This window comes from Streptomyces deserti (assembly GCF_054782695.1).
The window spans coordinates 59,207-83,296 of sequence record NZ_BAAGRZ010000010.1; the positions used below are offsets into that span (position 1 = coordinate 59,207).

Here is a 24,090-nt window from a genome sequence, read left to right on the forward strand (position 1 = left end):
CACGACCTGCACACCCGGCGTATACACCCGGCGTATACACCCCGTGTACAGTCCTCGGCATGTCCATCGGTCACACTCTCCTGGGGCTCCTGGAGTCCGGCCCGCGGCACGGTTACGACCTGAAGCGGGCCTTCGACGAGAAGTTCGGTCACGACCGGCCGCTGCACTACGGCCAGGTCTACTCGACGATGTCCCGCCTGCTGAAGCACGGCCTCGTCGAGGTCGACGGCATCGAGGCCGGCGGCGGCCCCGAGCGCAAGCGGTACGCCATCACCGAGGCCGGCATCACCGACGTCGAGCGCTGGCTCGCCACGCCGGAGAAGCCCGAGCCGTACCTGCAGTCGACCCTGTACACCAAGGTCGTCCTCGCCCTGCTCACGCACCGGAACGCCGCCGACATCCTCGACACACAGCGCTCCGAGCACCTGCGCGGCATGCGCATCCTCACCGACCGCAAGCGCAAGGGCGACCTGGCCGACCAGCTCATCTGCGACCACGCCCTGTTCCACCTCGAGGCCGACCTGCGCTGGCTGGAACTGACCGCCGCGCGCCTCGACAAGCTCCGTGCGGCGGTGACCGCATGACCCCCGCGGGTTCCCTGCTCGTGGCCTCGGACCTGCGCAAGGCGTACGGGCCGACCACCGCGCTGGACGGCGCCGGGTTCTCCATCCACCCCGGCGAGGTCGTCGCCGTGATGGGGCCCTCCGGGTCGGGCAAGTCGACACTGCTGCACTGCCTCGCCGGGATCGTCACGCCCGATTCGGGCACGATCACCTACGCCGGACGGGAGCTGTCCGCCATGAGCGACGCCGAGCGCAGTGCGCTGCGCCGCTCCGAGTTCGGGTTCGTGTTCCAGTTCGGGCAGCTCGTACCGGAGCTGACCTGTGTGGAGAACGTGGCCCTGCCGCTGCGGCTGAACGGCACGCCCCGCAAACAGGCCGAGCGGGCCGCCCTGGCGTGGCTGGAGCGGCTGGAGGTCGACGACGTGCGCAAGAAGCGGCCCGGTGAGGTGTCCGGCGGCCAGGGGCAGCGGGTCGCCGTCGCCCGTGCGCTGGTCACGAACCCGCGCGTGCTGTTCGCCGACGAGCCGACCGGCGCGCTCGACTCGCTCAACGGCGAGCGCGTGATGGAACTGCTCACGGATGCCGCCCGGTCCGCCAACGCCGCCGTCGTGCTGGTCACGCACGAGGCGCGGGTGGCCGCGTACTCCGACCGCGAGATCGTCGTACGGGACGGCAAGTCCCGGGACATGGAGCGCGTCGTATGAGGGGGAGAGGGGGGCACCTCCCTGCTCGGGCGAAGTCGAGAGCCTGGGGGAGGGCCGGGGATCTGGCCATGGGGGTCCGGTTCGCCTTCGCCGGGGGACGTGAGGGCTGGATCCGGGCCGTGCTGACGGCCGTCGGTGTCGGGCTCGGCGTGGCGCTGCTGCTGCTCACCACCGCCATCCCGAACGCGCTGGCGGAACGGCACCGGCGTGAGGCGGCGCGCAGCGACCACACCTGGAGCCAGCAGAAGATACCCAAGGCCGACGACACTCTGATCGTCCTGGACGCGGACACCACGTTCCGCGACAAGGACGTGCGCGGGCGCGTGCTGGAGGCGGAGGGCCCGCGGGCACCGCTGCCGCCGGGGGTCTCGGCGTTCCCCGCGGCGGGCGAGATGGTCGTCTCCCCCGCACTGAAGGAGCTGCTCGCCTCCGACGACGGGAAGCTGCTGCGGGAGCGGCTGCCCTACCGGGTCGCCGGGACCATCGGCGAGCAGGGGCTCATCGGCGCGCAGGAACTCGCCTACTTCGCGGGCGGCAAGGGGCTCGCGGACCGGCTCGAGGACACCAGCGGGGCCCGGATCGACAGCTTCGGCAACCCGGACCTGACGTCGTCCGAGCCCTGGGATCCGGTCCTGCTCCTGCTGGTCCTGGTCGTGTTCGTGGTGCTGCTGATGCCGGTCGCGGTGTTCATCGCCGCGGCCGTGCGGTTCGGTGGCGAACGACGCGACCGGCGCCTGGCGGCGCTCCGGCTGGTCGGCTCCGACAGCCGCATGACGCGGCGGATCGCGGCCGGCGAGGCGCTCGCCGGGTCCGTGCTCGGGCTCGTCCTCGGCGTCGGCTTCTTCCTGATCGGGCGTCAGATGGCCGCGTCCTTCGAAGTGTTCGGCGTCAGCGTGTTCCCGAGCTACCTGAACCCCTCCCCCGCGCTCGCCGCCCTCGTCGCGCTCGCGGTCCCGGCCGCCGCCGTCCTGGTGACCCTCCTCGCGCTGCGCGGGGTGGTCATCGAACCGCTCGGCGTGGTCCGTACGGCCAAGCCCGCGCGGCGCCGGCTGTGGTGGCGGCTGCTGCTGCCGCTGGCCGGGCTCGCGATGCTCTACCCGATGGCCGGACAGGGCCGCGACGACGGGGCCTTCAACCAGTACCTGGTCGCCGGGGGTGTCATGCTCCTGCTCGTCGGCGTCACGGCACTGCTGCCCTGGGTCGTCGAGACGGTGGTCGCCCGGCTCGGCTCCGGCGGCGTCGCCTGGCAACTGGCCGTACGACGGCTCCAGTTGAGCAGCGGCACGGCGGCCCGCATGGTCAACGGCATCGCGGTGGCGGTGGCCGGGGCGATCGCGCTGCAGATGCTGTTCGCCGGAGTGGAGGACGACTACACCAAGGCGTCGCAGTACGACGTGTCACGGGCCCAGATGCAGGTGCACGTGCCGGAGGGCATGGAACTCGCCTCCGCGGCCGAGAAGTTCCGCGAGACCACGGGTGTCCGCAAGGTCACCGCGCTGAACGAGGGATACCTCGGCGACCGGCGCGGCGAGCCGAGCGCCATGGCCCAGTTCACCATCGGCGACTGCGCGTCGCTGCGTGAGGTGGCCACACTGCCGTCCTGCCGCGACGGCGACGTCTTCGCCCTGCGGGGCGGCGAATACGACAGCGACACGCCCAAGCTGGCCAAGCCCGGCACGACCCTGTGGGCCGACGGCGAGGACGTCGGCCGGCCCGACGATCCGCAGGTCCCCTGGACCCTGCCGCAGACCCTCAGGCACGCCGAGTCGCGCGAGGACCCCACCGGCAGCAAGCGCGGCGGCTTCCTGATCACCCCCGGCGCACTGCCCGCCAAGCTCGGGGCGTACGCCTCCGGACAGCTCTACCTGAGCCTCGACCGCTCCGAACCGGACGCGCAGGAGCACGTGCGCAACACAGCCGCGCGCATCGACCCGATGTCCAACCCCATGACCTGGTCGGCCACCGAGCTCTCCCACCGCTACGAGTCCCTCCGCACCGGCCTGTTCGCCGGCGCCGCGTGTGTGCTGGCGCTGATCGGTGCGAGCCTGCTGGTCTCCCAGCTGGAGCAGCTGCGCGAACGCCGCAAGCTGCTGTCGGCCCTGGTCGCCTTCGGCACCCGGCGCCGCACGCTGAGCCTGTCGGTGCTGTGGCAGACGGCGATCCCGATCGGGCTGGGCCTGCTGCTGGCCTCCACCGTGGGCATGACGCTGGGCGCGGTCCTGCTGCGCATGACGGACACCTCGGTGCGGATCGACTGGGCGAGCGTGCTGTCGATGACCGGCATCGGCGCCGGCATCGTCCTGGTGGTGACGCTGCTGAGCCTGCCGCCGCTGCTGCGGATGATGCGCCCGGACGGCCTGCGCACGGAATGACGCCCGGCGTCTACTCGTCGCCGTCCAGCACCCGTACGGGCAGCGGCCGCAGCGCCTCCCGCAGGGCGGCCGCCAGCTCCTCGTACTCGGCGCCGCGCGCGGCCCCCGCCCGCATCGCCAGCGCGATACGGCGGGTGGGGGCCGGGTCGGCGAAGTAGCCGGTGAGGAGCTGGTCGCTGCGGGAGGTCTCGAGCCGGAGGGCGGTACGCGGCAGCAGGGTGCAGCCGAGCCCGCCGGCGACCAGCTGCACCAGGGTGGACAGCCCGGCGGCGGTCGTGGTGACGGGCGCGTCCTCGCGCCCGGCCTCCCGGCAGATGTCGAGCGCCTGGTCCCGCAGGCAGTGCCCCTCGTCGAGCAGCAGCAGATTCAGCTCCTTGAGCGCCTCGCGCGGAATCCCCTCCTGCCCGCCGAGCCCGTGGTCGAGCGGCGTGACCAGCACGAAGTCCTCGTCGAACAGCGGCAGTTCGACCACTCCCGGCACACCGAGCGGCACGGCGAGCAGCAACAGGTCCAGCCGTCCGCTGGTGAGCCCGTCGATGAGGTTGGCGGTCTGCTCCTCGTGCACCTGCAGGTCGAGGTGCGGATACCGCTCATGGACCAGCCGCAGCACGGTGGGCAGCAGATACGGCGCCACGGTCGGAATGACCCCGAGACGCAGCGCCCCGGTGAACGGCGCCCGGACCGCCTCCGCCTCCTCCAGCAGCGCCCCGACCTCCTCCAGCACCGCCTTCGCCCGTACGGCGAGCCGCTCGCCGGCGGGTGAGAGCAGCACCTTGCGCGTCGTACGCTCCAGCAGGGTGACACCGAGTGTCTCCTCCAGTGCGGAGACGGCGCCCGACAGGGCGGGCTGGCTCATGCCGATCGCGGCGGCGGCGTCACGGAAGTGCAGGTGCTCGGCGACGGCGGCGAAGGCCCGCAACTGGGCGAGACTGGGCTGACGTCGCCCGTTGCCTTTGCCGGCACCCATGCCACACCCCTCACTACCGGCTGCCCCCGGTGACTGATAACCACTCTCGATCAACTCAACCGAGTGTAGCTATTTCCTGTATCAATGCACCCTGTGCCAACATCGACAACGACCAACCCATGGGAAACACCCGCAAAACGGGTGATTCTTCGCTGCAAGGAGAGCGTGTGCTCACTGTCGGTGACAAGTTCCCCGAGTTCGAACTGACCGCCTGCGTCTCGCTGGAGAAGGGCAAGGAGTTCGAGAAGATCAACCACAAGACCTATGAAGGCAAGTGGAAGGTGATCTTCGCCTGGCCCAAGGACTTCACCTTCGTGTGCCCCACCGAGATCGCGGCCTTCGGCAAGCTGAATGAGGAGTTCGCCGACCGCGACGCCCAGGTCCTCGGCTTCTCCGGCGACTCCGAGTTCGTCCACCACGCCTGGCGCAAGGACCACGACGACCTGCGTGACCTGCCGTTCCCGATGATGGCCGACTCCAAGCACGAGCTGATGCGAGCGCTGGGCATCGAGGACGAGGAGGGCTTCGCCAAGCGCGCGGTCTTCATCGTGGACCAGAACAACGAGATCCAGTTCTCGATGGTGACCGCGGGCTCCGTGGGCCGCAACCCGAAGGAGGTCCTCCGGGTCCTGGACGCGCTCCAGACGGACGAGCTGTGCCCCTGCAACTGGACCAAGGGCGACGAGACCCTGGACCCGGTCAAGCTCCTGGCTGGTGAGTGAGGATGTCCCTCGACTCCCTCAAGTCCCGCATCCCGGACTACGCCAAGGACCTGAAGCTCAACCTGGGCTCGGTCATCGGCAACAGCGACCTGCCCGCACAGCAGCTGTGGGGCACGGTCCTGGCGACCGCGATCGCGTCGCGCTCGCCGATCGTCCTGCGTGAGCTGGAGCCGGAGGCGAAGGCGAACCTGTCGGCCGAGGCCTACACGGCGGCGAAGTCCGCCGCGGCGGTCATGGCGATGAACAACGTCTTCTACCGCACGCGGCACCTGCTGTCGGACCACGAGTACGGCACCCTGCGCGCGGGCCTGCGGATGAACGTCATCGGCAACCCCGGCGTCGACAAGGTCGACTTCGAACTGTGGTCCTTCGCCGTCTCCGCCATCAACGGCTGCGGCATGTGCCTCGACTCCCACGAACAGGTCCTCCGCAAGGCCGGCGTCGAGCGCGAGGTCATCCAGGAGGCCTTCAAGATCGCCTCCGTCATCCAGGCGGTGGGCGTCACGCTGGACGCCGAGGCGGTCCTGGCGGAGTAGCTCCGCCGAGGGTTCGTTCGTCACGTCATCGGGGCCCGTCCACCGTGAAGGTGGACGGGCCCTGTGTCGTATGGGGCCGTCTTCGGGCTTTGGCTTGGGCTTGGGGCTTTGGCTTGGGGTGCGGGAATGGCTTGTGGCTTCGGTGGCCGGGGGGAGGCGGGGGGGCGGGGTGCTGGGGCAACTCGGGTAGGAGGGGCGGCTTCGTGACGGGTTCGGGGGGGCGCTTCCGCAGGAGATGCAAGGGCGGACTTCCGCTCGAGGTACGGGGGCGGAGTTCGTTGCGGGTGCGGGGCAGACTGCCGCAGGGAGCGAGGCGAAGCCCCGCGAGGGCGCAAGGGCAGACTCCCGCGGGTGCAGGGGCGAAGCCCCGCGAGAGATGCAGGGGACGCAGCCCTGCGAGGGGTGCAGGGGACGCAGCCCCGCGAGAGATACAGGGGACGCAGCCCCCGCCGGGGTCCGGGGCGGAGCCCGGGGCGAGAGAACCTCTCACCCGACCGCGTCCGGCGGGTGGGTGAGAAACCCCAGGGGACGCAGGGGACGCAGCCCCCGCCCGGCCCCGGGGCGGAGCCCCAGGGCGGGGGGCCTCTCAGCCGACCGTGTCGGGCGGGTGGGTGGGCGAACCCCCCGGCGCCGCATCCGACGCAGTCGCCCCCCTCGGCTTCGGCGCATGCCGTACCGCCGCCTCCTGCGAATACGCCCGCAAATACCCGGCCACCGTATTCGTCACCGCGACCAGCGGCACAGCCACCACCGCCCCACCGATCCCGGCCACCAAACCCCCGGCGGCGACGGACAGCACGACCGCCAGCGGATGCACCCGCACGGCCCGCCCCAGAATGAACGGCTGCAGAATGTGCCCCTCGATCTGCTGCACCGCGAGCACCACCACCAGCGTCATGACAGCCGTGAACACCCCCTGCGTCACCAGCGCCACCACCACCGCCAGCGCCCCCGACACCACCGCCCCCACCAGCGGAATGAACGCGAACAGGAAGATGAACACCGCCAGCGGTACCGCCATCGGCACATCGAGGAAGTAGATCCCGAGCCCGATGAAGGTCGCGTCGATCAACGCGACCACCACCGTGCCCCGCACATACGCCGTCAGCGTCCGCCACGCCCGCGGCCCGGCCCCCGCCACCCCCGGCCGCGCGGCCGCCGGCACCAGCTTCAGCGTCCACTCCCAGATCCGCCGGCCGTCGTACAGCAGGAACAGCGTGGAGAAGACCGTCAGCAGAATGCCCGTCAGGGCCTCCACCACGACCGTGACCCCCTCCAGCCCCGCCGAGGTGATCTGGTCCGTGTTCGCCCCGACCGCCTCCCGCAGGTTCTTGGCGATCTCGTTGATCTGCTTGTCCGTGACATGGAACGGACTGTTCAGCAGCCAGTTGCGCAGCTCGTCGATGCCGTCCTGGATCTGGTCGGAGAGGTTGTCGATGTTCTCCATGACCTGCCAGGTCACGAACCAGCCCATCAGCCCTATGACGACGAACCCGAGGATCGCCGTGAGCGCGGTGGCCGGCCCGCGCGGCACCCCGTACCGCCGCAACCGCACCACCGCCGGCTGCAGCAACGCGGTGATCAGCAGCGCGGCCGCGAACGCCAGCACGAGCAGTTGTACGGCGCTGATGACCCGCATCAGCACCCAGACCGTGCCCGCCAGCACCAGCAACCGCCAGCCGGCCTCCGCGGCGACCCGCATGCCCCACGGCACGGCCTGCGCGGGATCGGGCCGGGGCGAGACCGCGGGCGCGTAGTCAGGCGGCGGCGGTACGCGGTCGTCGAGCGACTCCGAGGCCGAGGCCGACCCGGAGACCGACACCGGCTCGGACGCGGACGCGGACACGGTCTCGGACTCCGCCCGCTCCCTCTCCCGCTCCATCTCGGCGCGGCGCTCCTCCAACCGCTCGCTGATCCGGGTCAGTCGGGCCCCGACCCGACCGAGCCACCCTGGCACGCGCGACATGATCCGTCCTCTTCCCCCGTCTTTCCCCACCACTCCCCCCGGAGTCGTCCGTCCGACCGTACATGGCGAAAGCCCCTCACCATAGGACGGGAGGGGCTGCGCCGAGGTTGAGCGGCCGGCGGGGAACCGAGGCGGCTCCCAGATCTCAGCAAGGGCTCAGTGGGGGCTCAGTACCAGCGGTTGGCCTGCCAGAACGACCACGCCTCGCACGGGCTGCCGTAGCGGTCGTTCATGTAGTTCAGGCCCCACTTGATCTGGGTCATGGGGTTGGTCTGCCAGTCGGAGCCGACGGACGACATCTTGGAACCCGGCAGCGCCTGGAAGAGGCCGTAGGCGCCCGAGGAGGGGTTGACGGCCTTGTAGTTCCAGTCGGACTCGTGGTCCACGATGTTGCTGAAGCACTGGAACTGGCCGCTCGGCACCATCTGACGGGCCATCGCCTGGATCTCGGCGATGGTGTAGGAGCTCTGGACGGGGGCGTTGACGTCCAGCCCGCCGCGGTCGGCGTCGCGGCTGGCCGCGGCCTTCGCCTCCGCGCGTTCCTTGGCTTCCCTCGCCGCCCTCTCGGCGGCCTCCTTCTTCGCGATGGCGGTCTCGGCAGCGGCCTTGCGGGCGGCTTCCTCGGCGTCCTTCTTCGCGGTCGCGTCCGCAGCGATGGCCTGTGCGTCGGCCTGCTGCGTCAAGGACGCGGTCTGCACCTGGGCCTGCTGGCCCGCGGGTATGTCCGCCAGCAGCGTGGTGCCAGCTGCCGTCGCTTCCGCGTCGTTGTTCTGCGCGGTGCTGCCCGAGGCAACGCCGACGACGCTTCCGACAGCGGTGACCGCCGTGGCCGAGGCCACTGCGAATCCCCGGACCGAGATCCGGCTCACACGGTTTTCCTTCCAGCATCGCCCGCTTCGGTGACCCTGGCGGACGCAATCGTGCCCCTGGCACTGGCCTCCCCAACTGCGGGGTCACGGGAGGCGCGGGCCCGGTGGGCAACTCCCGCGAGGGGAGCGCCGCGTGGTGACTCGGGCGGCATACGACAACGCTATGGAGTTGATTCTGTTCTCTTTGTGGTGCCGTACCGCTGGGGGTACAGGTGTGTCGTATGCGGGGCCTGACAGGAGTGAGACTCTGCCGCAATCGGACGCCGCAAGGCAATTCTGCGTTGCGTGTGAAAGCTCACAGGCCGTTTCGTCCAGGGGATTTCACGAAACCGGCAGACGCGAAGGCGCCGCCCGGCTAGGCTCTACGCCTTTCCGGACGGCGCCAACCACCGCCTGATCCCCCACGGTTGGGGCAGTACGGTCAGATCTGCCCGTCTTCGAGCATTTCGGTCACAAGGGCTGCGATCTGGGACCTCTCGGACCGGGTCAGGGTCACATGCGCGAAGAGCGGATGCCCCTTCAGCTTCTCGACGACGGCGACGACACCGTCGTACCGCCCGACCCGCAGATTGTCCCTTTGTGCCACGTCATGGGTCAGAACGACCCGTGAGTTCGCACCGATCCGGGACAGAACCGTCAACAGGACATTCCGTTCCAGGGACTGCGCCTCGTCCACGATCACGAACGCGTCGTGCAGCGAGCGGCCGCGGATGTGCGTGAGCGGGAGGACCTCCAGCATCCCGCGCGCGGTGACCTCCTCGATGACCTCGCGGCTGGTGACCGCCGACAGCGTGTCGAAGACCGCCTGAGCCCACGGGCTCATCTTCTCCGCCTCGCTGCCGGGCAGATAGCCGAGCTCCTGCCCGCCCACCGCGTACAGCGGACGGAAGACCATGATCTTCTCGTGCTGACGGCGTTCCAGCACCGCCTCCAGGCCCGCGCACAGCGCCAGCGCCGACTTGCCGGTGCCGGCCCGGCCGCCCATCGACACGATGCCCACGTCCGGGTCGAGGAGCAGGTCGAGCGCGATGCGCTGCTCGGCGCTGCGCCCCTTGACGCCGAAGGCCTCCCGGTCGCCGCGCACCAGGCGGACGTTCCCCTCCGGCGTGACCCGGCCGAGTGCCTTGCCGCGCTCGGACTGGATGGTCAGGCCGGTGTGCACGGGCAGGTCGGCGGCCTCGGGGGCGTAGATGTGCCCCTCCTCGAAGAGGATGTCCACCTGTTCGCCGGACAGGGTCAGTTCGGACATGCCGGTCCAGCCGGAGGCGTCCGTGATGGCGAGTTCGGCGCGGTACTCCTCGGCGAGGAGCCCGACGGAGGACGCCTTGATCCTGAGCGGGAGGTCCTTCGACACGACGGTGACGTCGAACCCCTCGGCCTGCAGGTTGCGGGCGACCGCGAGGATGCGGGAGTCGTTGTCCCCCAGCCGGTAGCCGCTGGGCAGCACGCTGGGGTCCGAGTGGTTGAGCTCGACACGGACGGTCCCGCCGAGGTCCCCGATCGGGATCGGGGCATCCAGGCGGCCGTGCCGCACCCGGTAGTCGTCGAGCAGGCGCAGGGCCTGCCGGGCGAAGTAGCCGAGTTCGGGATGGTGCCGCTTGGCCTCCAGTTCCGTCACCACGACGATGGGAAGCACGACCTCGTGCTCGTCGAAGCGGCTCAGGGCGCTCGGGTCGGCCAGCAGGACGCTGGTGTCGAGAACATACGTGCGCCGGTCTGGCTTGTGGCGCTTTGCGCTGGTCACCACGGAAGGACGTACCCCCTCGGATGAGGTCGGGGAGCGACGGAGTGGAGCTGGACCGGTTCTCGGCCGCCCTGCACGACGGGCCGAGAACCGGCCCAACGCCTCGTCTGCCGCGCTGTGACCGCACGGTCGGGCTGGTGCAAAGGGCCTCCCGGGCGGACGGCCCCGTGCCGTCCGCTGAGATCCGACACCCGTGGTTCGGGTGTCGACCTGTCTGACTTATGCCCTCGAACACGCGCCGCCATGCCACGGCATATGACGCCGCCCCGGTGAACTCCTTGTTAAGTCGGTGCTCATCCGTCCCCGTACGGGGTACCCGTAAGAGCCCGTTCGGCGGTACGTCCCCGTTCGGCGGTAAGCCCCTGTTGGGCGGAAGAGCTGTAGAGCCCCTCTTCGGCGTTTCAGCCGCCGTAACGCCGATGGCGGGCCGCGTAGTCGCGCAGGGCGCGCAGGAAGTCGACCTTGCGGAAGGCCGGCCAGAAGACCTCGCAGAAGTAGTACTCGGAGTGCGCGGTCTGCCAGAGCATGAATCCGGACAGCCGCTGCTCGCCGCTGGTGCGGATCACGAGGTCCGGGTCGGGCTGGTCGCCGGTGTAGAGGTGACGCCCGATCATGTCGATGTCGACGGCCTCGGCGAGCTCCTCCATCGTCATGCCCTTGTCGCGGGCGTCGAGCAGCATGGCGCGCACCGCGTCGGCGATCTCCTGGCGGCCGCCGTAGCCGATGGCGACGTTGACGAGTATCCCGTCGACGTGCGCGGTGGCCTCCTCGGCCTCCTTGATGGTGCGCTGCATGCCCTGCGGCAGCAAGTCGAGCGCTCCGACATGGTGGACGCGCCAGCGGCCGTCGGCGGCCAGGGTGCGGACGGTGTCCTCGATGATCTCGAAGAGCGGGGCGAGCTCCTCCTGCGGCCGTCCGAAGTTGTCGGTGGAGAACAGCCAGAGGGTGACGACCTCGACGTCCGTCTCGGTGCACCAGCCGAGGAACTCCTCGATCTTGTCGGCACCGGCCCGGTGACCCTGCGCGGTGGTCGAGCCCGCGGCCTTCGCCCAGCGCCGGTTGCCGTCCACGATGACGCCGATGTGCTTGGGCACCTGGGCGTGGTCCAGGTGGCCTTCCACCCGGCGTGCGTACAGCCTGACCAGCAGGCCACGCAGCTTGTCGCGCAGGTTCACGTGATTGTCAGCCCCTCCGTACGGATCGGACAGGCCGCGCCGCGCGGCCCGGTCCTGGCCGCGGCGGTCCCTGTCCGTATGGCAGTCCCCGAGGGCGAAGCCTACCCCCGCCGCCACGGGGAGGGCCCAACGGGTGTCAGGCCTACGGCGGCGGCACGCCCGCACCGGGCGGCCGCCGGGGACCCACCGGGACAAAAGAAACGGGCCGGTCCGTGGGGGGGATACGGACCGGCCCGAGGGGGGGCTTCCACCATAACCCTTCGTAAGTGATGCTGCGTGCATCGGCGTGCCACAACTACTCTCCGAAACCGCCCGGCAACGCGCCGGTGCCCGCGGAAGCCCCCGTTCCTGTCGGATTCATGGCCGGAACACGGCGGATTCCCAGGGGAATCGGGTGACATGGGGTGGGATCCGGAGAGTTCGGCCCACTTTGTGGCCCGCTCGGCGGCTTGTTCCCGACATCCCCCGACGGGTGACCCCGGCTGCGAACGCCCGCTTGACACCGGCGACGCCCCGGAGAGGGGCACAGGCACCGCTGAACAACGGCACAGGACGACAGGCCTCCGCAATGAGGACCCGCAATCAGGACAGAAGCCGTCCTCATTGCCGCCTACGGTCGGCTCCATGACGACAACGGTGAGGGTCACCTGGGCCGCGGCGAGCGCCCGCCGCGTCGAACGGCAGTTCCTGGCCACGCCCGCCAAGGGCGGCACGCCGCTCGCCGAGGTGGTCGGCGCGATGCTCGGCGCGCACGCGCAGGTGCTGTCCGCGGCCGAGGTGTCGGTGGGGGTGCGGGCAGCCGGGGTGACGCGGGCGGACGTACGGGCCGCGCTGTGGGAGGACCGTTCGCTGGTGAAGACGCACGGCCCGCGCGGCACCGTCCATCTGCTCCCCTCCGGCGAACTCCCCCTGTGGAGCGCTGCCCTCACCGCGCGCTCCCGACCGGCCCGAGCCCGTTCCCGCCCGAGGTCCGGCTCACCGAGGAGCAGACGGAGCAGGTCCTGGCGGCGATCGGCGAGGCCCTGGAGGGCCGGTGTCTGACGATGGACGAGCTGACCGGGGAGGTCTGCGCACGCACCGGCTCCTGGGCGGGTGACCTGGTGATGCCCGCCTTCCAGGCGATGTGGCCGCGCCGGCGGCAGGTGACGCACCGGGCGGGCTGGTCGGGCGCGCTGTGCTTCGGCCCCGACCGCGACCGCAAGGTGATGTACACCCGCCCACCGCACACCACTCCGCCGCCGTCCCCGCACGAGGCGCTGCGGACGTTCGTACGCCGCTACCTGCAGGCGTACGGCCCGGCGACACCGCAGCACTTCGCCAGGTGGCTGGCGGCGCCGGCGGGGTGGGCGGTCGCGTTGTTCTCGCAGCTGGCCGCCGCGGGAGAGATCGAGGACGTGGACTTCGAGGGGACGCCGGCCTGGGTGGCGGCGGGCGACACGGCGTTCCCGGACGGGCCGGTGCGCGGGGTGCGGCTGCTGCCGTACTTCGACGCGTACGTCATCGCCGCACAGCCGCGCGAACACCTGTTCCCCGGGGCGGCCTCCCGGGGCCCTGGCGGGCGGGCAGGCCGGGAACTACCCGGTGCTGCTGGTGGACGGCGTGGTGGCGGGGGTCTGGCACCAGCGGCGCCGGGGACGTCGTACGACCGTCACGGTGGAGCCGCTCCGGCAGCTGACGGCCGCACGGCGGCGGGAGCTGGGCGAGCGGGTGGAGCGGGTGGGCGAGGTGCTGGAGGCGGCGGCGGAGCTGGTGGTGGGAGAGGTCACGGTGGGCCCGCACGCCTGAGGCCTTCGCCGATCACGGACGGGGCTTGCGTGCCTCGAAGAGATGCCGGGCGCTGTGGGCGACGAAGGGCCCCTCGGCCTGGATCCGCTCGTGCAGGGCGCGCAGCTGGGCCTCGTACGCCTCGACGGTGAAGCCGGGGACCATCCAGATCACCTTGCGCAGGAAGTGGACGACGGCGCCGATGTCGTGGAACTCCATGCGGAGCCGTTCGGCGCGCAGGTCGACGATGTCCAGCCCGGCGGCCTCGGCGTCGCGTCGCTCGCGGTCGGGGTGACGGGCGTCGCGCACCTCGTCCGGCTGCCGCCCGAGAAAGTACTCGACGAGGTCGAACACGCTGCTCGGACCGACGTGCTGGGCGAAGTAGGTGCCGCCGGGCTGGAGGACGCGCGCGATCTCCTCCCAGTGCGGGCGGACGGGATGACGGCTCACGACGAGGTCGAAGGCCCCGTCGGCGAACGGCAGCGGCGCGTCCTCGGGCGAGGCGACGACCGCGACACCGCGCGGGCGGAGCAGGGCCGTGGCCTTGGCCACGTTCGGCGGCCAGCCCTCGGTGGCGACGGTGAGCGGGGGCCGCTGCGGGGCCTTGACGAGCGCGAAGTCCAGCACCTCCCCTCCCCCGGTCTGGATGTCGAGCACGGCACGCGCCCCGGCCAGCCGCGAGGCCATCGCCGTCGCATACCCCCAGGAGGGCCGCGCCTCGGTGGCCCGCCCCTCGAACCAGGAGAAGTCCCATCCCTCGGTGGGGACGGAGGCACCTTCGGCGACGAGGTCCTCGAAGCGGCGGGGCTGTGGTGGTTCGGTTGCCATGGGGTGATCGTGGCAGGAGGGTGCTGGTGGCCGCCGCTGATTTCCTGACACGTTCCCGGTCCGAGCGGCTTCGGCGCCTACGGCACCAGAGGCCGCACCTCCTCCGCCACGAAGCGCACGAAACCCTCAGGATCGGGTTCGTCCCCCGTCGGCTGGAGGATGACCGTGTCGGCTCCGGCCTCGGCCAGCCGCTCAACGGCCTTCGCCACGGCGCCCGCGTCCCCGGCGACCCCGAGTTCCGGGACGGACCCGACGCCCTCGGCCTCCAGCTCGGCCCGCAGCCGGGCGGCGGCGTCGGCTCCGGTGGCGGCGAGCAGATAGACCACCACCTTGTGCGGATCGCCTCGACGACCGGCCGCCTCCCGCCCCTCGTCGATGAGCCGCCGTGCCCTGCGTACACCCTCGGGCGGCGTTGACGCGGTGAGGATGGTTCCGTCGGCGGCCTCCCCCGTGAGCCGCAGCGAACGCGGCCCGGTGGCACCCGCGAACACCTCGACATGCCCTTCCGGCGGCCAGTCCAGGGCGACGTCGTCGAGCTTGACGTACCGCCCGTCGGTCGTGACCCGCTCCCCGTTCAACAGGGCCCGCAGCGCGCCGAGATGCTCCCGCAGCAACGTCAGCGGCGACTCCACCCGAGCCCCGACCTGCCCCATCCAGTCCTGCACACCGTGCCCGACACCGAGGATCGCGCGGCCGGGAAACATCCGGTGGAGCGTGGCGGCTTCCATCGCGGTGATGGCGACGTTGCGCAGGGGAACGGGCAACAGCCCGACCCCGACCCGCACCCGCTCGGTCCACGCGAGCGCCGCACCGGCCGCCGAGATCCCGCCCTCCCGAAAGCAGTCCTCCCAGAGCCAGAGCTCTTCGAGCCCTGCCTCGTCGACGACGCGCGCGGTGGAGCGCAGGCGTTCGGGGGGTAGTTGGGGACGGGAGACAGCACCGAGTCCGGTCATGGTGGCCTTCCTATCCCGCGGGGCGGGCCAACACAACTGCTTTACTTCTCTGCCGCGTTGCCGGCCGTTCGTGACGCAGCGGGGAGTGCTCCGCAGGGATGGCCGGCGCGCCGTCAGCGGTTGACGGCCTGGATCTCCTGCACGACGACGTCCTGGGTCGCGCCGAAGGTGCCGTCGGGCAGGTCGCCGCCGGCACCGCCCGTGCCGGTCCACTGGATCTTCCAGGTGACGGTGGCCTGGAGCGGGAACGTGCCGTCGCCCGAGGAGCGCAGGTACTTCACTCCGCAGGGCGGGGTCCGGTCGGCCTTGCCCCTGGCGTACGGCTCGCCGATGCGGCCGTTCTGGATCTCGCAGACACCGGATGCGGGGTAGGTCACGGCATCGGGCGTGCCCGGCTCGAGTCTGAGCGAGACCGGCTCCGCCGTCGCGGTCGCCTGGAGGTCGAGGACCGGTACGGACGCCGTGACGGAGACCGGCTTGAACTGGGCGTCGTCCAGCCAGGCCCAGGTCGGCAGGTTGACCTTGGTCGTGTTCTCGGGGGCCAGGGTCACCTCGGTGCCGGGGACGCGGATCTCGGCGTAGGCGAGTTCGGCGAGGATCTCCGGGGTGATGGCGTTCTCGATGTTCGCGGGCGGGGCGTCGCCCGTGTCCACCCAGAAATAGTCCTCGTCACAGGAGTCCCAGCCCGGAGGGTAGGACTCATTGACGTACGAGCCCCACCAGTAGCCCTTGCCGGTCTTGTCCTTGTGGAAGTCCTTCTTGGGATCGTCCGGGTTGAGGTACTTCTTCCGCTGCTCGGCGTCCCACTGATAACCCGTCGACTCCGCTTCCCAGATCGGCTCCAGGTACTTCTGCAGCTGCTCGGGGGTGTACTTCGGGGCGTACCAGCAGGGGGGCGGCGTCCACGACGTGGTGGAGGTCAGCGCACCCGTGGAGTTGCCGCTGCCGTTCTTCGAACGGTCGAAGACGATGCCGCCGACGGTGACGGAGACGGTGCCGTCGGCGCCGGTGCCGGCGCTCTGTTCCGTATCACCGTTGTGCCCGTATTCCCCACGGGCGAAGGCCGTTGGGGAAGCGAAGACGGACATGCACACGAGCGTCAGAAGCGTTACGGTCCTCGCCGAGTCCCTTACGGTTGGCACGCCTTGTCTCCCCCGTTCGAGGCGATGTTGGTGGTCTGCCAGACTCCCTCGTCGTTCTTGGTGAGGCTGGTGTTGTACAGCACGTAGGAGTCCGCGGTCGCCGGCGACCTGTCGACCTTTCCGGTCTTCCTGTTCTTGATGTACGACTTGCTCTCGTCGGAGCAGTAACTGACGTAGGCCTTGTCGTCTCCGGAGAGAGTCACCTTGTAGTCGAAGTACCGGGTCACCCCGACCCACGTGTCGCCGCCGTCGATGTACCGCTTGACAAACGTGATGGACGATTCCAGAGCCTTGCCCGTGTTGTAGAAGCCGAGCGCCTTGGTGTCGGTGCTCCCCTTGAAGATCGCCTCGTCCACGGAATTGACGCTCAGCGTGCTGTCCGCCAGAACTGCGTCTTTCGTCGCGTTACCAGTCTTCCGGTACTCGAAGACATTCTTGGCGTCGGACGGGAACGTGATCTTCGGACGGTCGGCGGAGCCGGACTCGCTGGGACTCGGGGGCGCCGACGTCTCGCTTCCCGTGTCGGCTCCCGCGATCTTGTCCTTGTCGCTGGACGCGCTGTCATCGCTGCCACATCCGGACAGCGTCAGAGCCGCAGCGGCGGTCAGCGTGATCGCTGCGAGCAGGGTGGGGCGGCGGTTCACGGTCGGCTCCCGGTGGGGCGAGGCTTCTCTTGAGCGAACCAAAGCTATCCATCGGGGTGGGGCGACACCAGGTGAAGCCTGTCGACCGACGGGGTGTATGGGGCCAAATCGGCTGTCGGCAGGGCCACTTGCGGCATAACGGTTGCGTAACGCGGGGAGCAGCATCGCATGGGCCCGTGGACCCATGTCGGGCCTATGTCGGGCCTACTGCCCGATGGATACGTTCGGTTCGGACAGCAGGCGGCACGGTGGACGGGAGGTGGGCTCGGCATGGGCAGGCGGTGGCGGGAGGGGTGGGGGACGCTGGTCGTGCACGGAGAGGGCGGGGCTGCGGCGTCTGTCAGCGTTCCGCTGGAGATCGCCGGGTCGTATCGGGCCCGCACGAAGGGGCTGTTGGGCCGTGACTCCCTCGACGGGGCGATCCTGCTCTCCCCCGCCAACAGCGTGCACACCTTCCGTATGCGGATGCCCATCGACGTCGCCTATCTCGATCGCCGTCTCACCGTGATCGCCGTACGCACCATGCGGCCGGGGCGGCTCGGACTGCCGCGGCTTCGGGCCCGGCATGTGGTGGAGGCGGAGGCCGGGGTGATGGCGGGGTGGGGGCTGCGGGCCGGGGTGCGGGTGGAGGTGGTGAGCGAGTAGCGCGCCGTACGGCGGGACGCGTGGCTACTCCTCCAGGCCCTTCCCGGCCGGCTCCCCGGCCTCCGGCGGCGCCGAGTCGTTCAGAGCTTGGCCCGGTCGTACGGTTCCGGCAGCGGAGCCAGTGCGCCTGCCGCTCGCAGCGCCCTGTTGGCATCGAGGATCGTTTTGAGGTCAGGGGTCTGTGTGCCGTTGCTGGTCAGGTCGATCAACAGCCCGCCGTGCCTGGTATCGGTCACGGCAGGCCGGCCCGGAAGGTCGTCAGGGACCGACCGGGTGCGTGTGGCTGAGAGATAAACGGCACGGCAGCACCGGGGATCCGGGACTTCCAGGCCGAACTCCTCTTCGACCGCTTCGTACTCCTCACGGGTGTAGACCTGACCCCAGTCGACATCCCAGCAGTCCGCAAGAGCCCGCAGGATCTCCGGAGAGCGTCGGGCCACGGGTGCGGACTCGTCCAGTTCACGCGAACGCATTCGCACCGCGCAGGAATGGGTGACGTACGGCGAAGTTCCGCCGGCGGTCACACTCACGACGAGTTCCGGCATTCCCGGCCCGGCTGACCACAGTGACGTGGTGTAACCAATCCGGTCGGCATCGGATTCCGGGTTCTCCCTCAGGAGATAGTCGGCCAAGGACGCCGCAGAAGGCGACAGCAGGGGCGCCGTGCTGTCATCCTCCGTGGCCTCGTGCCAGCCCCCGAAGGAGGGCCCGGCGATGCCTTCCAGGGCGGTGAGAAAGGCCAGCCACCGCTCGGCAAGCTGCTCAACTCCCTCCGGCCGTACGCCCCAAGCGCCGTTGACGACCAGCTTGAGCACCGTCATCACCTTCCCACGTCATTCCTTGACCGGCGTGTGCACGACCTTAACCCTGATCCCCCTGTCCGCGAACATCTCCTTGGCCGCCCTGGCCACGTCCGGGTCGGAGAAATGCCACACGACGGGCTTTCCCCGGGCGGCGTCGAGCTGTCTGTTGGCCTGCTTCACCCACCTGTTCTCTGCAGTCCTGGTGAGCTCACCCGTCTCCTTGTTGTAGAAACGCTCACCCTTGTAACCCCATTTGGTCTCGATATAGGTGCCGGTGTTGGAGTTCCAGCCGTCGAAGTCGACCGGCTTGCCGTCGAACTTGTCAAGCGGCACCTGGTATTCCTTGCCCCGCTTCACCCCGGAAACCTGTTCCTGGTAGCGAGCCCCCATTTCCTGGGGATAGGAGTACGTGTCGGCCTTCTTGGGCTTCCACAGCCCGTCGCCGCCGTCCTTGGTCCCGGCACGCGGATTCTTCAGGTCCTTGTGCCAGGACGGCTTCGGCAGCTTCGCCAGCCGCTTCCGCTCGGCCTCCCGCTTGGCCTCCCTCTCGGCCTGCTCCGCCTCGTCGGCCTTTTCGCGGGCCTCTTCCGCCCGCTGCTTGGCCTCTTCGTCGCAACTCCCCTCGGCGAGTACGACATACGGCGAGCCGGAAGGCCCAGCGGCGATGACCGTCGTTCCGGTGCCGGACGAGCCGGTGAGGCCCGGATCGACGATGTACGGGGCGGTACGGCGGCGTGCGGCGAGGGTGCAGCCTGATTCCCTGGCCTCCTTCTCGGCAGCGTCTGCCGCCTCGTCAGCCTCCTTCGCGGCTTTCTCCGCACCCTCGACGTCACCCGCCTTGGCTGCCTTACGGGCGTCCTCCGCCGCCTTGGCGGCCGCGTCGGTCAACTCGCCCGCCTTGCCCAGCTTGCCCAGCTTGCCCAGCTTGCCCAGCTTCTGGACGACCTTGGCTTCGCCGTAGCCGGGGATGAAGAGCGAGCCGACGTTCCAGACGACGTTGGTGACCGCGCGGGTTTTCTGGCCGTTGTTCCACTGGTCGCGGACCTCGTCGCCCACGAACGTGTCGTCCAGGACCTTGACGCCCGTGTTCCACGACGCGCCGCCCCAGTCGGTGAGCGCGTCGAAGTAGTCGCCGTTCTCCCACTTCTCGCCTGCGTCCTTGGCGTCCTCGGACCACTGGTCGCCCAGCGAGCTGCCGTAGTCCTTCAGGCCCTCCCACATCTCGCCCGGGTTGGTGACCGTGTCCCAGATGCCCGTGACGTCACCCCAGACGCCGTCGACGAACAGGCCCTGCCCCACCTGCTTGAACTGGTCCCCCACACAGCCGAAGAAGGCCCCTACGCCGGAGGTGCAGCCTTCGTCGCCACCCTCGTCGTCACCAGAGCCCGCGCCGCCACTCCCTTCTTCGGCGGCCGTTTCAGGGTCGTCGCCGGTTTCCTCATCGGTCCCTTGGCCCGAGTCGCCGCTGCTGCCCTGCGAGGCCGCGCCGGATCCGCCGGTGCCCTGATCGGCGGACCCGTTGCCGCCTGTGCCGCCGTTGGCGCCGCCGCCAGTAGTGCCACCGTTCCTGTTGCCCTGGCCGCCGATCTCCTGGCCGGCCGCCGCGCCACCGTCGGTCCCCTCACCGTCGGTCCCGTCCGTGCCGTCCCCGGCCTGAACCTCGTCGTCGCCGTTCCCCGGCTCCGCCGGGCACGCCGTACCGGTGACCTCGCACACGGCCGACTGAAGGCCGGTGAATATCTGTGTCCCCAGACCGCTGACCAGTAGCGCGACGATGATCGCCGCGACCACGGCCACCAGCCCGGCGTACTCCACCGCCGTCTGTCCCTCGTCCTGACGCCAGCGGATCATCCGGGCCAGGGAGAAGGGACGGCGTTCCTGCCTGTCCGGCGCCGGGGAGCGGTACCAGGCGCGGCTCTCCGGCCGGGTCAGGAAGACCAGGATCAGCAGGGGGAGGAGGAGTTGGGTGAAGCCCCTGGCCGAACCCTCGGCAATATTCCCGACCGAGCCGAGCATCAGCCACGCCTGTACGGCGATCAGCCCGCCCCAGATCCTGACCCCGCCCTCCCAGCTACGGCGGGCCAGCCACCAGCCGAGCACGCCGGGCGCGGCCGCGTACGCCACCTGTGCGAGCAGTCCGGCGTCCACCGCGTCCACCGACGACGCCGTGAGGAGCAGGCCCGCACCGCCCACGACGGTGACCGCGAACAGGGTGTGGACGAGGACGAGGGCCGAGGCGAGGGTCCGGGGCATGCCCCGGCGCCCACTGCCCTGCCCTGCCGGCCCCGCCACTCCGAACTCCGGTATTCCCCCGATCGAGGCCATGCCCCGCCTCCTCAACTCCGAGTAGGGGTAGGGCGTTGCCGGGCACGCGTCGAACAGGCCTGAACAACTCCCGGCGGCCCCCGTCCCGTTCTGACTCCGCACTCCGCCTGGAAGTCCTGAGGTTAGGGAGGCGCCGACGGCACGGCATGGGCCCGAGGGCCCAAATCGACGCCCATTCCTGCTGGGTAGAGGGCGGGTGGGCCGGTGATCACTTGGGGCCCAGGGCGGCCGTATGGCTCTAGAGCTGTCCGCCCAGGTAGGCCCTGGCGCCCTCGCGCGGCAGCACCGCCCACATCCGCGTACCGCCGCCGGGCTCCCGGGCGTCCCCGAAGCCCCAGTCGCCACCGCAGGCCTTCACCACGCAGGCCAGCACCCGCAGGGCGGCCCGGCGGCGCGCGTCACAGGCCGAGGCGAGGCGGGGATGGGTGTGGCGGGGATGGCCGTCGTAGAGGATCACGCGTAGGGCACCGTCCCGGTAGCGGAGCGATACGTAGACCTCGCCGGCGGGGCTGACACGGCACGCGCACGATGCCAGTTCACTGACCACCTGGACCGCGGCGTCCGTCACGTCCTCAAGGCCGTGGACTCGCAGGGCGGTGCGGGTCGCTGCGCGTGCGATCGACGGGGTGTGCGGGGCGGCGGGGAGTGTGAGGCTGTAGGAGAGGGTTTCTGGGGTGGGTGGTGTGGAGGGCAGGTCCGGGGTGGAGGTCGGGCAGAGCGTCACGGTTGCGGGCATGGCAACTCCCCTGGCTAGTGAGCGGTTCGGGTCGCGACACCGGTGGCTCGTCTCCCTGACGCGGGCCCACCTCTCCCAGGGCAGGAGCTTGCGGGCAGGCTCGCGTGATGCACTTCCGGGCGGCGCGGCGTAATCAATCTGTCACTGACTGTAGAGGAGTGCGGTGGCCTATTGCCACTCGTTCAGCTAAGTTGCCACCAACTCAGTGGACCAACCGGCCGATCGGCGGGCAGACTTGCGCCACAACACTGGAGGAACCTGACCCATGCCACCAAGGTCGACCCCCACCGCACGCCAGAAGCGACTGGGTGCCGAGCTGCGGAAGATGCGTGTCGCAGCAGAGGTATCCACGGAGTACGCCGCAGGGCTGCTGGGCCTCGACAGGGCGAAGATCTCCAACATCGAAGCCGGGGTGCGAGCCATCACCCCGGATCGGGTTCGCACACTCGCCTGCAACTACTCGTGCCGAGACGAGGCTTACGTCGAAGCCCTTGCCGCCATGGCGGGGGATCGCACGCGGGGCTGGTGGGAGGTGTACCGCGGTCAACTCCCCGCAGGACTCCTCGACATCGCCGAACTGGAGTGGCACGCGAAGGCCGTGCGCACGGGCGTGACCGTGATCGTGCCAGGCCTGCTCCAGACCGATGGATACGCCCGCACCCTGTTCGGCGCCGCGCTGCCGCCCCTGTCAGCAGCGGAGATCGAGTTGCGCGTGGCCCTTCGGCTGCAACGGCAGCAGGTGCTGTACCGCGATCAGCCGATCACATACGTCGGATACGTGCACGAGGCCGCCCTGCGCGTGGAGTCCGGTGGGCCCAAGGTGATGCGCGTGCAGTTGGAGCACCTCTGCGACGTGTCCGAGCATGACAACGTCCACGTGCGCGTGATCCCCTTCAAAGCCGGAACACTTCCAGGAGCCGGCCAACCAGTGGTGTACGCCGAAGGTCCCGTGCCTCAACTGGACACTGTTGAGCTGGACTCCGCCCACGGTCCGGAGTTCGCTCACGGCCAGGCACAACTCGACAAGTACCGTGCCCACTTGGACTGGATGGAGGCCGTTTCGCTCTCGCCCAGCGAGTCCCGAGACTTCATCCGCGACATCGCCCGCCAGTACTGAGGAGCCACCATGGCTGAGATCACCTGGGAAGAGCCCTACTGCGCCGAGGGCGCCAACTGCTTTCGCATAGGCACCGACCTCGAAGGCAACGCCTACATCGCCGTCGCCGGACAGGAGGACCGCTACCTCACCGACAGCCACGACGCCCTCCGCGCACTCATCCGGGACATCAAGGCCGGCAAGGCGGATCACCTTCTGTAGTCGGCGGGGTTGCTGCTGGGGCCGTCCGCAGCAACCTGCCAGATGGCATCCGCGTAGGCCGACCGCCGGGGTGGCTCAGTTCTCCGTGCGCGGGAAGGACACCTCCACCCGGCGGTTCTTCTTGCGGCCCGACTCGGTCGAGTTGTCGGCGATCGGGTACTGCTCTCCGTAACCGCGCACCTCATAGGTGACGTTGGAGTCGTTCAGCTCCTGGTCCAGGACGTTGTGGACGGCGTTGGCGCGCTGGCGGGACAGGACGTCGCCGTGGGCGGAGGAGCCGAGGTTGTCCGTGAAGCCGAAGACACGGACCTTCGTTGCGTTCTGGGCGTTGATCTCCTCGGCGATGGCGGAGATACGGGCCTTCGCCTGGGCGCTGAGTTTCGCGCTGTCCTTGCTGAAGAGGACCTCGGCCTGGAGGGCGAATTTGACGTCGGCGTTGGTGTCTTCGCGGCGTTCTTCGCCGCTTTGGTCTTCGACGACCGACTTGATGTCCAGAACCTTGGGTTCGGCGAGGGTGGCTCCGTCCGGGAGCTTCAGGTCCGGGTCGTTGCGGTCGACCTTGACCGGTGCGGCGGCCGTCGCCTCCGTTCCGGGTGGCACGCTGGGGCTCTCGTCGGCGTGAGCCACCGCCGCGCCGCAGATGTTGGTGGCGACCATGACGGTGGCGGCGGTAAGGGTCAGGGTGAGGCGTGGGGACACCGGGCGGGTGTGAATTCGCGTCATGACCGGCCTCACCCGGAGATCGTGATGGTGGCCGAGGCCAACATGGGGAGTTGGAAGGTTACTTCAGTGGTTTCGGCGGGCGGTGCGGGGAACTGCATGAAGACCGGGACTGACTCGCCTGACTTGACGGTCGTGATACCAGTCGTGGTGAGGGGTCGGCCGTCAGTGTCGCGAAGGACGTAGTAGCGCTTCTTCCCCTTGGAGTCCACCAATGTGGCCCCGCCCAACGAGCGCCCATTCCTAATGATCTCGGTCTCATTGCCGCTGAGCTGCGCCGGGATCGTCAGCGATTTGCCGCTGTCGTTCTTCAAGTTCCCGTTCACTGTGACGAAGCCGCCCGAGTCCCGCTTGGCCGAGGTGATCTGAAGCAGCAGGCCGTTGGGCCCCCTCGACTCGGCCAAGGGCTGTTCCGACTCGCCTTCCTGAGCACTCGGCTGGGATCCACTGTTCTGGGAGGCCGACGCCGAAGGATTCGGCTTCTTGTCGTCATCGCCTCCCCCGCCGCAGCCGGCCACACCGAGGGCCAGTCCGGCCGCAACGGTCAACGCGACCATCCCCCTACGGGCCTTCGCGGTGAACCGAATGCTCATG

22 protein-coding genes and 1 pseudogene are annotated in these 24,090 nt (G+C 69.9%); 9 read left to right on the forward strand and 14 right to left on the reverse strand.

Translation table 11 applies throughout. From position 1 onward, the window contains the following. The first annotated feature begins 59 nt into the window (after window positions 1–59). The 3 genes from ACYVMZ_RS18890 to ACYVMZ_RS18900 all read left to right on the forward strand — a co-directional run bounded on the left by ACYVMZ_RS18890 (window position 60) and on the right by ACYVMZ_RS18900 (window position 3,639). Window positions 60–584: a PadR family transcriptional regulator gene (locus ACYVMZ_RS18890; RefSeq protein ID WP_461081052.1), complete on the forward strand. Its 525-nt coding sequence runs from the start codon at window positions 60–62 to the stop codon at window positions 582–584. Next, window positions 581–1,267, forward strand: coding sequence for an ABC transporter ATP-binding protein (locus tag ACYVMZ_RS18895; RefSeq protein ID WP_461081054.1), 687 nt, complete (start codon window positions 581–583; stop codon window positions 1,265–1,267). The genes ACYVMZ_RS18890 and ACYVMZ_RS18895 overlap by 4 nt, the downstream gene beginning before the upstream one ends. 68 nt (window positions 1,268–1,335) lie before the next feature. Continuing rightward, window positions 1,336–3,639 carry an ABC transporter permease gene (locus ACYVMZ_RS18900; RefSeq protein ID WP_461081056.1) on the forward strand — a complete coding sequence of 768 codons (2,304 nt, stop codon included), beginning with the start codon at window positions 1,336–1,338 and terminating at the stop codon, window positions 3,637–3,639. A 10-nt stretch (window positions 3,640–3,649) separates the two neighbouring features. On the opposite strand, the gene ACYVMZ_RS18905 is transcribed toward ACYVMZ_RS18900, so the two are convergent. Then, entirely contained in the window at window positions 3,650–4,606 is a 957-nt protein-coding gene (locus ACYVMZ_RS18905; protein WP_461081058.1) for a LysR substrate-binding domain-containing protein, read from the reverse strand. 167 nt (window positions 4,607–4,773) lie between these two features. Here ACYVMZ_RS18905 and ACYVMZ_RS18910 point away from each other — a divergent pair, with 167 nt between their 5' ends. After that, window positions 4,774–5,328: a peroxiredoxin gene (locus tag ACYVMZ_RS18910; RefSeq protein WP_365666293.1), complete on the forward strand. Its 555-nt coding sequence runs from the start codon at window positions 4,774–4,776 to the stop codon at window positions 5,326–5,328. 2 nt (window positions 5,329–5,330) lie between these two features. After that, window positions 5,331–5,864 carry an alkyl hydroperoxide reductase gene (locus ACYVMZ_RS18915; RefSeq protein ID WP_461081061.1) on the forward strand — a complete coding sequence of 178 codons (534 nt, stop codon included), beginning with the start codon at window positions 5,331–5,333 and terminating at the stop codon, window positions 5,862–5,864. Window positions 5,865–6,450: 586 nt separating this feature from the next. Here ACYVMZ_RS18915 and ACYVMZ_RS18920 read toward each other — a convergent pair. The 4 genes from ACYVMZ_RS18920 to ACYVMZ_RS18935 form a co-directional block, all read right to left on the reverse strand. Further along, the gene (locus tag ACYVMZ_RS18920) at window positions 6,451–7,830 is read right to left on the reverse strand and encodes an AI-2E family transporter (protein WP_461081063.1); all 1,380 of its coding nucleotides are present in this window, start codon (window positions 7,828–7,830) and stop codon (window positions 6,451–6,453) included. A 167-nt stretch (window positions 7,831–7,997) separates the two neighbouring features. Further along, complete coding sequence (locus ACYVMZ_RS18925; protein WP_461081065.1) at window positions 7,998–8,699, reverse strand: aggregation-promoting factor C-terminal-like domain-containing protein; 702 nt, start codon at window positions 8,697–8,699, stop codon at window positions 7,998–8,000. Between the two features lie 421 nt (window positions 8,700–9,120). Further along, window positions 9,121–10,446: a PhoH family protein gene (locus ACYVMZ_RS18930; protein WP_461081067.1), complete on the reverse strand. Its 1,326-nt coding sequence runs from the start codon at window positions 10,444–10,446 to the stop codon at window positions 9,121–9,123. Between the two features lie 398 nt (window positions 10,447–10,844). Then, complete coding sequence (locus tag ACYVMZ_RS18935; protein WP_461081069.1) at window positions 10,845–11,618, reverse strand: isoprenyl transferase; 774 nt, start codon at window positions 11,616–11,618, stop codon at window positions 10,845–10,847. A gap of 624 nt (window positions 11,619–12,242) precedes the next feature. Here ACYVMZ_RS18935 and ACYVMZ_RS18940 point away from each other — a divergent pair. After that, window positions 12,243–13,403 (forward strand): annotated as a pseudogene (locus tag ACYVMZ_RS18940) (winged helix DNA-binding domain-containing protein). A 12-nt stretch (window positions 13,404–13,415) separates the two neighbouring features. On the opposite strand, the gene ACYVMZ_RS18945 reads toward ACYVMZ_RS18940, so the two are convergent. The 4 genes from ACYVMZ_RS18945 to ACYVMZ_RS18960 form a co-directional block, all read right to left on the reverse strand. Then, window positions 13,416–14,210, reverse strand: coding sequence for a class I SAM-dependent methyltransferase (locus tag ACYVMZ_RS18945; RefSeq protein ID WP_461081071.1), 795 nt, complete (start codon window positions 14,208–14,210; stop codon window positions 13,416–13,418). Between the two features lie 77 nt (window positions 14,211–14,287). After that, on the reverse strand, window positions 14,288–15,163 hold the full coding sequence (locus tag ACYVMZ_RS18950; protein WP_461081073.1) for an LLM class flavin-dependent oxidoreductase: 876 nt from the start codon (window positions 15,161–15,163) through the stop codon (window positions 14,288–14,290). 113 nt (window positions 15,164–15,276) lie between these two features. Continuing rightward, on the reverse strand, window positions 15,277–16,251 hold the full coding sequence (locus ACYVMZ_RS18955; protein WP_461081075.1) for a hypothetical protein: 975 nt from the start codon (window positions 16,249–16,251) through the stop codon (window positions 15,277–15,279). A 41-nt stretch (window positions 16,252–16,292) separates the two neighbouring features. Continuing rightward, window positions 16,293–16,949, reverse strand: coding sequence for a hypothetical protein (locus tag ACYVMZ_RS18960; protein ID WP_461081077.1), 657 nt, complete (start codon window positions 16,947–16,949; stop codon window positions 16,293–16,295). Between the two features lie 270 nt (window positions 16,950–17,219). Here ACYVMZ_RS18960 and ACYVMZ_RS18965 point away from each other — a divergent pair, with 270 nt between their 5' ends. Continuing rightward, on the forward strand, window positions 17,220–17,594 hold the full coding sequence (locus tag ACYVMZ_RS18965) for a DUF192 domain-containing protein (protein WP_461081079.1): 375 nt from the start codon (window positions 17,220–17,222) through the stop codon (window positions 17,592–17,594). Window positions 17,595–17,674: 80 nt separating this feature from the next. Here the strand turns inward: ACYVMZ_RS18965 and ACYVMZ_RS18970 are convergent, their stop codons facing one another. The 3 genes from ACYVMZ_RS18970 to ACYVMZ_RS18980 all read right to left on the reverse strand — a co-directional run bounded on the left by ACYVMZ_RS18970 (window position 17,675) and on the right by ACYVMZ_RS18980 (window position 21,458). Further along, complete coding sequence (locus ACYVMZ_RS18970) at window positions 17,675–18,409, reverse strand: Imm52 family immunity protein (RefSeq protein ID WP_461081081.1); 735 nt, start codon at window positions 18,407–18,409, stop codon at window positions 17,675–17,677. Between the two features lie 18 nt (window positions 18,410–18,427). Further along, the gene (locus ACYVMZ_RS18975) at window positions 18,428–20,722 is read right to left on the reverse strand and encodes a Tox-REase-5 domain-containing protein (RefSeq protein ID WP_461081083.1); all 2,295 of its coding nucleotides are present in this window, start codon (window positions 20,720–20,722) and stop codon (window positions 18,428–18,430) included. A 238-nt stretch (window positions 20,723–20,960) separates the two neighbouring features. Beyond that, window positions 20,961–21,458, reverse strand: coding sequence for an ATP-binding protein (locus ACYVMZ_RS18980; RefSeq protein ID WP_461081085.1), 498 nt, complete (start codon window positions 21,456–21,458; stop codon window positions 20,961–20,963). A 265-nt stretch (window positions 21,459–21,723) separates the two neighbouring features. Here ACYVMZ_RS18980 and ACYVMZ_RS18985 point away from each other — a divergent pair, with 265 nt between their 5' ends. Then, window positions 21,724–22,575, forward strand: coding sequence for a helix-turn-helix domain-containing protein (locus tag ACYVMZ_RS18985; protein WP_461081087.1), 852 nt, complete (start codon window positions 21,724–21,726; stop codon window positions 22,573–22,575). Between the two features lie 9 nt (window positions 22,576–22,584). Further along, window positions 22,585–22,776: a hypothetical protein gene (locus ACYVMZ_RS18990; protein WP_461081089.1), complete on the forward strand. Its 192-nt coding sequence runs from the start codon at window positions 22,585–22,587 to the stop codon at window positions 22,774–22,776. Window positions 22,777–22,851: 75 nt separating this feature from the next. Here ACYVMZ_RS18990 and ACYVMZ_RS18995 read toward each other — a convergent pair whose 3' ends face one another. Together ACYVMZ_RS18995 and ACYVMZ_RS19000 are read right to left on the reverse strand one after the other, a co-directional pair. Next, window positions 22,852–23,499: an OmpA family protein gene (locus ACYVMZ_RS18995; RefSeq protein ID WP_461081091.1), complete on the reverse strand. Its 648-nt coding sequence runs from the start codon at window positions 23,497–23,499 to the stop codon at window positions 22,852–22,854. A gap of 8 nt (window positions 23,500–23,507) precedes the next feature. Beyond that, complete coding sequence (locus tag ACYVMZ_RS19000; RefSeq protein WP_461081093.1) at window positions 23,508–24,089, reverse strand: hypothetical protein; 582 nt, start codon at window positions 24,087–24,089, stop codon at window positions 23,508–23,510. Window position 24,090: the final 1 nt, after the last annotated feature.